This window comes from Providencia sp. M-27 (assembly GCF_011077905.1).
In the GTDB taxonomy this organism is placed as follows: domain Bacteria; phylum Pseudomonadota; class Gammaproteobacteria; order Enterobacterales; family Enterobacteriaceae; genus Providencia; species Providencia huaxiensis.
Map to the genome: position 1 here is coordinate 206,802 of NZ_JAALBT010000008.1, position 6,661 is coordinate 213,462.

Consider the following 6,661-nt stretch of genomic DNA (forward strand, 5'->3'; position numbering starts at 1 on the left):
CATGAATCATTCCTTTAAATTATAATTTAATGTTATTTTTAATAAAACAAAGATAAACAAAAAAGTGTATATAATTTTTTTATTTATTCATTTATTATTTTTGCAATTAATTTTAAAGTCCAATAGGGGAATTAATTGATTAATATAATAATAATTGACGATAATAATATTGCAATTCGTGGTTTTGAAGCGTTTTTTTCACGTCATATACGCTATAAAGTTGTTGCTTCGTTTCCATCAGTGGAACATGTAGTTACATGGAATAGATGCCAAAAAGCAAATATGATTTTAATCAGCAGTGATAGTTTCCGCTATGACTCACTAAAAACCATACAAACACTCCGTCGAACTCAGCCGGATGTCGGGATCATTATTTACAATGTCAGAAATAATCCTTCGTTTTTTTTAAAAGCGTTAGATATCGGTATTTTCGGTTTACTAAGTATCAATGTGACAGAAGAGGATATCATTGAAGCTATCCAAGTTGTGAGTGTTAAACGACGGATTATATCTCCAGATATTGCCCAAGATCTTGCTCTTCAGCGGTTAGTCTATAGTAATCAACAAGATTTATATGATTTATTATCAGGGCGTGAATTAGAAATCATGTTGATGATCACTCAGGGAATGCCTATCAAGCAGGTGGCAGAGTCACTTTCCTTGAGCCCTAAAACAGTCAATACCTATCGATATCGAATGTTTAGTAAACTTAATATCTGTAGTGATGTAGAATTAACTCATATAGCCATCAGTTATGGTTTAATTACAGCAAAACAGGGTTTATTCGAGTGTCAGAACAGTTCGAGCCAAAGGCTTTTTTAAAAACAGTGACTAATCAACCTGGTGTATACCGAATGTATGACGCTGGGGAAACGGTTATTTATGTAGGAAAAGCAAAGGATCTTAAAAAGCGCTTATCAAGTTATTTTCGTGAAAATGTGGGGAGCCGCAAAACAGAGCAGCTGGTTAAGCAGATAGCCTCTATTGATGTGACGGTGACTCATACTGAAACAGAAGCACTATTACTTGAACACAACTATATTAAGTTGTACCAACCACGTTATAACGTATTGTTACGCGACGATAAATCATATCCTTATCTATTTTTAAGCAGCGAAGCTCACCCTAGAATTTCGATGCACCGAGGGGCGAAACATGCTAAAGGTGAGTACTTTGGCCCTTTCCCAAGCTCTTATGCAGTAAGGGAAACATTGGCATTAATGCAGAAGTTGTTTCCAATACGTCAATGTGAAGATAGCATGTATCGAAATCGCTCAAGGCCTTGTTTACAATATCAAATTGGCCGTTGCCTAGGCCCCTGTGTCAAAGGTTTAGTTTCCGATGAAGACTATAACCAACAAGTTGAATATGTCCGTTTATTTTTGACCGGAAAAGATAAACAAGTTTTGGCTGGCTTAGTTGACCGTATGGAAAAGGCAAGTTTAGAGCTACGTTTTGAAGATGCAGCGCGTTTTAGAGATCAAATTCAAGCAGTCAGGGCAGTCACTGAGGAGCAATATGTATCGGGTGACAGCGATGATCTGGACGTTATTGGTGTTTCTTTTGAATCTGGCCTTGCTTGTGTGCATGTACTTTTTATTCGCCAAGGGAAAGTGCTTGGAAGTCGCAGCTATTTCCCCAAAATTCCAACAGATACACAGCTTGAGGAAGTGGTTCAAACCTTTTTAGGTCAGTTTTATTTGCAAGGTAGTGAAAATAGAACGTTACCTGGCGAAATATTATTAGATTTTGCATTAACAGAAAAAGAATTATTAGCGGAGTCTCTTTCAGAGGTCGCTGGGCGCAAAATTAATATTCAAAGTCAGCCTCGTGGTGTGAGAGCTCGTTACTTAAAACTAGCGAGAACGAATGCATCGATTGCACTTTCAACTAAACTTGCACAACACTCGACGGTGCAACAGCGCATGGAAGCGCTTGCAAAAGTGGTTAATTTAGAAAATATCAACCGTATGGAGTGTTTTGATATCTCGCATACGATGGGGGAGCAAACCGTCGCTTCTTGTGTTGTGTTTGATAAATCGGGTCCAGTGAAATCTGAATATCGTCGTTATAACATTACTGGTATCACTCCTGGTGATGATTACGCAGCAATGCACCAAGTTTTAACGCGCCGATATGGTAAACACATTGATGAAAGCAAAGTTCCTGACATTATCTTTATCGATGGCGGTAAAGGGCAACTAGGGCAGGCAAAGGATGTATTTAATTCACTTGAGGTTGATTGGGATAAAAAACACCCATTGTTAATTGGTGTTGCTAAAGGTAGTGACCGCAAAGCAGGGCTTGAAACGTTATTTTTAAAGCCTGAGGGCGAAGGTTTTTCACTACCACCTGATTCTCCCGCTTTGCATGTTATCCAACATATCCGAGATGAGTCACATAATCATGCGATTACGGGGCACCGGCAACGAAGAGCAAAAGTCAAAAGTACGAGTGCATTAGAGTCAATCGAGGGAGTTGGGCCAAAACGTCGGCAGATGTTGCTAAAATATATGGGTGGGTTACAACCTTTACGTAATGCAAGTATAGAAGAAATCGCAAAAGTGCCCTCGATCTCATACGCCCTTGCAGAAAAGATTTATAATGCATTGAAACAGTGAGTGTCTTAGGGCAACATATTCATAATATCCAACTTGGTCAAAAAGTTAGTGAGCGTGATGAAATTAAACATACCAACGTGGTTGACATTATTTCGCGTCATCCTAATACCGTTTTTTGTATTAGCCTTTTATCTCCCTGTCGCTTGGGGGCCGTTTGCATGTGCGCTTATTTTTGTTATTGCAGCGGTAACTGATTGGTTTGATGGTTTTTTAGCAAGGTTGTGGAAGCAAACTACAAAGTTTGGTGCTTTTTTAGATCCTGTTGCCGATAAAGTTATGGTTGCAACGGCATTAGTATTAGTTACAGAAAGTTATGATGTTTGGTATGTAACTTTGCCTGCAGCAACGATGATTGCACGTGAAATCATTATTTCGTCTTTACGTGAATGGATGGCAGAGATTGGTAAACGCAGCAGTGTGGCCGTTTCTTGGATTGGTAAATTTAAAACAACTGCTCAGATGATGTCATTAGTCGGTCTATTGTGGCGTCCAACGCCATTAATTGAAAATCTTTCAATTGCACTAATGTATGTTGCGGCTATCTTAACATTTTGGTCAATGTTCCAATATTTAAAGGCTGCATGGGCCGATTTGAGCGAAGCGTGATCGAAATGATTGAAAAAACAGCGAACGATCCAATTATTTAAATAATTGTATTGACTCGATAGGTGAAATCAGTAGAATGCAACGCATCGAACGGCAACATGGTTTACGAAAATAAATAAGTAAATCAGCCAGTTTGAAAAGCATAAGCTGATAAGTGAAGCTTATGCGGGAATAGCTCAGTTGGTAGAGCACGACCTTGCCAAGGTCGGGGTCGCGAGTTCGAGTCTCGTTTCCCGCTCCAAATTTCGAAAGAAATTCGGATAAGGCGCGTTAGCAAAGCGGTTATGCACCGGATTGCAAATCCGTGTAGCTCGGTTCGACTCCGGGACGCGCCTCCAAAATTTAGCCCAGGTGGTGAAATCGGTAGACACAAGGGATTTAAAATCCCTCGGCCTTTAGGCTGTGCGGGTTCAAGTCCCGCCCTGGGCACCATCTTAAAGTAATCTAAACACGATTAAGTGTTTTATTTTAAGTTTAGCTGACTACAATATATCAAATATATGGGTTAGCCGGGTAAGTTAATAATTTATCCAAGTTTTTGAGAACGAAAATTTAGCCCAGGTGGTGAAATCGGTAGACACAAGGGATTTAAAATCCCTCGGCCTTTAGGCTGTGCGGGTTCAAGTCCCGCCCTGGGCACCATCTAAATTTAAATCAGTTATGGTTTGAAATTAGCAATTAACCACCTCTAGGTGGTTTTTTTGTATTTACTTCCTTTCAAGTATTTTATACCAGCTCAATTAATATCGATTCTTTGTAATGTTTCCTATTTATATTCAATGGTTTATTAAAAAATGAAGCTGTTGTTTCATTGTGTCAATTAACTCGCTATTCGTGTAAAAAACCGTAAGTCAGACCGTTCCGTTAGTATTTTATGTCACTATTCTGATCCTTGAAGAGGAACGAGCTATGTCTAACATGAAAACTGAAGTTGTAGTTGTACGATTAACCAAACACGAACGAGCATTATTAGATACAGTGAAAACAAAACCTTTATTAGCCGACTGGTTGAAGGAAATTGCCATGGCAGAGGTTAAGCAGCAGGAAAATAAGAAAGAGTAAGGCAGATTTAATTATGCAGAAATCAATCGAGTCATTTAATGTGCTTATAGAAAAGTTAATTTTTTGATTAATTATTCGTTTTTGATAGTATCAAATTAGATGACTTAATTGGAATTTGAGAAGTGATGATAAAAGGAATTTTGTTTACGTTAATACTCGTACTCGTTTCTGGTTGTACAACGAAAAAACTAGATGCCCCTTATGGTTTTAAGTGGGGGCAAACCCCCGAGCAGATACGAAAACTGCATTTAAAAGGATTGCAATGTACTGAGTTTCAAGAAGGAGGTGCATTATGTTCATCAACAGACTCCCCTCAAATAGCAAATAAGCTGTTTTTATTGATGTTTTCTCGGGAGAATAATACGTTAATGCTAGTTTCTTCCCAAGGAAAAGATAGTCGAGACCAATCAGCCATTTTGGCTGAGTATGATGCAATTAACCAGAAAATGTTTGAAGTTTATGGTTTACCAATGCAAACCATTGAACGCTATAAACGGGATGTTTATTTCTTAGATAAAATATCGGATGACGAAACAACGCCATTTAAGCGGGTTTATGAAAAAAGTGGCATGCAGATTATGGTCGGTATTGTTAGTAATGCCCATTTTCGTAAAATCCACGATAAAAAAGACATTGTTTACTCAGTGATGGTTATCCATAATTTAATACCAACTATGCCACAATAAGCAGCTATTAAGCTATTTCATACTCGTTAATGCTATTTGTTCTTTCGTTTGGCAATGCGTTTTCATCTATGGTTTTGTCTCTAGATGCACTCTTCAATGGCTGTCGAGTAGGCGGAAATACGCGTCGATGTTGGACAGGTACAATAGCGCGGGAATTAGATCCGTTACGACGTGCTATTAAAGTTCTACTGGTTTTAAATGAGCAATTAATGGGAAAGTCATCAGTAAACTGGTCTGTTCTCCTTATTTATTGTCACTCTGTCTTAAGTAAATGGATAATATCAGGTATATTAGAGCCTGATTGTTAGCTACCAAGAAAAAATTACTATGATTATCAAACCTAAAATTCGTGGTTTTATCTGCACTACAGCTCATCCAGCAGGATGTGAAGCCAATGTGCGTGAGCAAATTGCCTACGTGAAATCACGTGGCGAACTGAAAAATGGCCCTAAGAAAGTTTTAGTTATTGGTGCATCCACCGGTTACGGTCTTGCCTCTCGTATCAATGCTGCATTTGGCAGTGGTGCGGCTACCATCGGCGTATTTTTTGAAAAGCCAGGCAGTGAAGGTAAAACAGGCTCTGCGGGTTGGTACAATTCTGCAGGTTTTGACAAAGCAGCAAAAGAAGAAGGCCTGTATGCGAAAAGCATTAATGGTGATGCTTTCTCTGATGAATGCCGTCAAACCGTCATTGATTTAATTAAACAAGATTTAGGCCAAATTGATTTAGTTGTTTATTCACTGGCCTCTCCAGTGCGTAAAATGCCTGAAACGGGCGAAATTGTACGCTCGGCATTGAAACCTATTGGCGAGCCGTATAAATCTGTTGCGTTAGATACCAACAAAGATGTACTGATTGAAGCGGTTGTTGAACCTGCAAATGAACAAGAAATCGCAGACACAGTAAAAGTCATGGGCGGCCAAGACTGGGAACTGTGGATGGACGCATTAGATGAAGCAGGCGTTTTAGCCGATAATGCACAATCCGTGGCTTATTCTTATATTGGTACGGACTTAACATGGCCAATTTACTGGCATGGTACATTAGGCAAAGCGAAAGAAGATTTGGACCGTGCGGCTTATGCAATCAACCAAAAATTGCAAGCTAAGGGTGGAGCCGCTTATGTCGCAGTACTAAAATCTGTTGTAACTCAAGCCTCTTCTGCAATTCCTGTCATGCCTTTATATATCTCTATTGTCTTTAAAATTATGAAAGAGAAAGGGATCCATGAAGGTTGTATTGAACAAATTCAGCGCTTATTTGCTACTAAATTATTCAATGACTCAGTGCCAGATACTGATGAAAAACATCGTCTACGCTTAGATGATTGGGAATTACGTGATGACGTACAAAATACATGCCGTGAAATTTGGCAGCAGCTGAATGATAATAACATCAATGAGCTAACGGATTACCAAGGCTATAAAGCTGAGTTTCTCCGTTTGTTTGGCTTCGGCCTAAATGGTGTCAATTATGATGCAGATCTCAGCGGTGAAGTAAATTTTGAAGTGAAAGAGCTGATTTAATCATATTGGTCATTATGTAATATTTCTTAGAAACCCGCTATTTGCGGGTTTCTATTTTTGTTGTGTATAGAAAACCCCCAGCTAGGCTGGGGGTTCCGTAAAGCTTTCAGCTTTGAATAAGATATTAAAACCCCTTTTGATTTGTTAAAACACCTTGCG

6 protein-coding genes and 4 tRNA genes are annotated in these 6,661 nt (G+C 39.0%); all 10 read left to right on the plus strand.

Going from position 1 to position 6,661, the window contains the following annotated elements; all coding sequences use genetic code 11:
* Positions 1-135: 135 nt before the first annotated feature.
* Positions 136-822, plus strand: coding sequence for a LuxR C-terminal-related transcriptional regulator (locus tag G6Q48_RS13640; RefSeq protein WP_102139273.1), 687 nt, complete (start codon positions 136-138; stop codon positions 820-822).
* Complete coding sequence (gene uvrC, locus G6Q48_RS13645; RefSeq protein WP_102139272.1) at positions 789-2,621, plus strand: excinuclease ABC subunit UvrC; 1,833 nt, start codon at positions 789-791, stop codon at positions 2,619-2,621. Before G6Q48_RS13640 ends, uvrC begins: the two co-directional genes overlap by 34 nt.
* Before the next feature lie 57 nt (positions 2,622-2,678).
* On the plus strand, positions 2,679-3,227 hold the full coding sequence (gene pgsA / locus G6Q48_RS13650; RefSeq protein ID WP_102139271.1) for a CDP-diacylglycerol--glycerol-3-phosphate 3-phosphatidyltransferase: 549 nt from the start codon (positions 2,679-2,681) through the stop codon (positions 3,225-3,227).
* Between the two features lie 165 nt (positions 3,228-3,392).
* Positions 3,393-3,468, plus strand: a tRNA-Gly gene (locus G6Q48_RS13655).
* A gap of 23 nt (positions 3,469-3,491) precedes the next feature.
* Positions 3,492-3,565: transfer RNA gene (locus tag G6Q48_RS13660), tRNA-Cys, on the plus strand.
* A 7-nt stretch (positions 3,566-3,572) separates the two neighbouring features.
* A tRNA-Leu gene (locus G6Q48_RS13665) sits at positions 3,573-3,659 on the plus strand.
* 123 nt (positions 3,660-3,782) lie between these two features.
* Positions 3,783-3,869: transfer RNA gene (locus tag G6Q48_RS13670), tRNA-Leu, on the plus strand.
* Positions 3,870-4,136: 267 nt separating this feature from the next.
* On the plus strand, positions 4,137-4,289 hold the full coding sequence (locus tag G6Q48_RS13675) for an MbeCy (protein WP_102139270.1): 153 nt from the start codon (positions 4,137-4,139) through the stop codon (positions 4,287-4,289).
* 125 nt (positions 4,290-4,414) lie between these two features.
* On the plus strand, positions 4,415-4,975 hold the full coding sequence (locus G6Q48_RS13680) for a hypothetical protein (protein WP_102139269.1): 561 nt from the start codon (positions 4,415-4,417) through the stop codon (positions 4,973-4,975).
* A gap of 327 nt (positions 4,976-5,302) precedes the next feature.
* Positions 5,303-6,502 carry an enoyl-ACP reductase FabV gene (fabV, locus tag G6Q48_RS13685; protein ID WP_102139268.1) on the plus strand — a complete coding sequence of 400 codons (1,200 nt, stop codon included), beginning with the start codon at positions 5,303-5,305 and terminating at the stop codon, positions 6,500-6,502.
* The last annotated feature ends 159 nt before the right edge of the window (positions 6,503-6,661 follow it).

What these genes read in the sequence shown, in the direction of transcription:
- pgsA (WP_102139271.1), top strand. Translation starts at nt 2,679, where the DNA reads ATGAAATTAAACATACCAACGTGGTTGACATTATTTCGCGTCATCCTA.
- G6Q48_RS13675 (WP_102139270.1), top strand. Translation starts at nt 4,137, where the DNA reads ATGTCTAACATGAAAACTGAAGTTGTAGTTGTACGATTAACCAAACAC.
- G6Q48_RS13680 (WP_102139269.1), top strand. Translation starts at nt 4,415, where the DNA reads ATGATAAAAGGAATTTTGTTTACGTTAATACTCGTACTCGTTTCTGGT.
- fabV (WP_102139268.1), top strand. Translation starts at nt 5,303, where the DNA reads ATGATTATCAAACCTAAAATTCGTGGTTTTATCTGCACTACAGCTCAT.